Here is a 1396-nt window from a genome sequence, read left to right as displayed (position 1 = left end):
GGTGACAGTGGTCAAGCCCCTTAAAAATGGACACTAATAAAAATCGGTTATTTCTATAATGAAGAACAGAGAAATTAGCTAATTTCCTAAAAAAGTGTATAGAAAATAAAGCTACAACATCCTATTTTTTAAACAGCTTGGTCAAATAATGATAAATATTCTTTAGGGGATTGATAGCTCAATTTCTTTTGTATGCGCTTTTCGTTGAAGTATTTTATGTACTTGAGTAAATAGCTTTCTATTGTTTCTAAAGAGATTAACGGGAAGAAGCAGGGCATTTCTACTTTGAGTGTGGAGAAAAAGCTCTCTATTACGGCGTTATCCCAACAATTTGCTTTCCTGGACATACTAGGGGTAAAACCATATTCCCTGCTCCACTGGTTATAGGCGAACGAACGGTATACGTTGCCCTGATCACTATGAATCGTTACTCCCTTCAACGAAGGGAGCTTGCGGTTCTTTTTTGCTTCCAACAGTGTTTGTTTAATAAGCTCTGCATTCGGGCTTGAACTTACCTGAAGTGCTACTATTTCACGGTTAAATAGATCCATAACGGCTGATATATAAAGTTTACGGCTGTCTACCAAAACCTCCGTCACGTCAGTGACCCATTTAGTGTTGGGCAATATGGCATGAAAGTCTCTTTGCAACTTATTTTCGTATATATATCCAGCGGATTGAGCCTTTTGACTATAGGTTGTTTTCGGCTGGCGAACAACAGCTTGGAGGTTAATCTCCCGCATCAGACGAGCCACTTTTTTGTGGTTCACTCGAGTGCCGCTCTTACTCAGGTATTTGGCGATTCTTTTGGCACCGTAGGTACCATTGTGCAGGGTATATGCTCTTTTGATTTTTGTAATAAGCCTTTTATCGTCAGATGTAAGAGCAGGTTTTGGCCGTTTTAAATAGGCATAATACCCGCTTTTCGACACATTGAGAATTTGGCATAAGAGGGTCACGGGATACTCCTCCCTCAAAGCAGAAATACCCTCGTATTTCTTGTTTATACGTTCTTTTTGAGAGAGGCCTGGAACTTTTTTAGAATCTCAATCTCCAAATCTTTTGCTTTTAACGTGGACTTTAAATGATCAATTTCTTTTTGTAATTCTGCAGTTTGACTAGATTGATTTTTGGTCGATTTATTGAAGCAGGCAGCGCCGTGGAGTTTATACTTTTTAGCCCAATTTAAGATGGTATCCGGGTCAACATTTAGCTCATGCCCCAATTGAGATGAACTTTTCACTCCATTTAGGTATTCCTGGGATGCCCTAATTTTTATATCGGGATCAAGGTGTCTTTTACGAGTAGGCTTGTTCATTTTAATTCCCCCTTATATGTTAGTATATCACCGAATTATGATGGTCTATTTGTCCATTATAAGGGGGTCGAGCACAGG

General features: G+C 39.2%; 2 protein-coding genes. Both read right to left on the bottom strand.

What is annotated here, in order from left to right:
• Positions 1 to 128: 128 nt before the first annotated feature.
• Positions 129 to 959: an IS3 family transposase gene (locus LCM00_RS24510; RefSeq protein ID WP_318247654.1), complete on the bottom strand. Its 831-nt coding sequence runs from the start codon at positions 957 to 959 to the stop codon at positions 129 to 131.
• Positions 960 to 1003: 44 nt separating this feature from the next.
• Complete coding sequence (locus LCM00_RS24505) at positions 1004 to 1318, bottom strand: helix-turn-helix domain-containing protein (protein WP_148974205.1); 315 nt, start codon at positions 1316 to 1318, stop codon at positions 1004 to 1006.
• Positions 1319 to 1396 lie beyond the last annotated feature (78 nt).

It is taken from the genome of Bacillus infantis (assembly GCF_020171945.1).
GTDB lineage: Bacteria > Bacillota > Bacilli > Bacillales > Cytobacillaceae > Bacillus_AB > Bacillus_AB infantis_A.
This window is presented reverse-complemented; position numbering and strand designations above follow the sequence as displayed.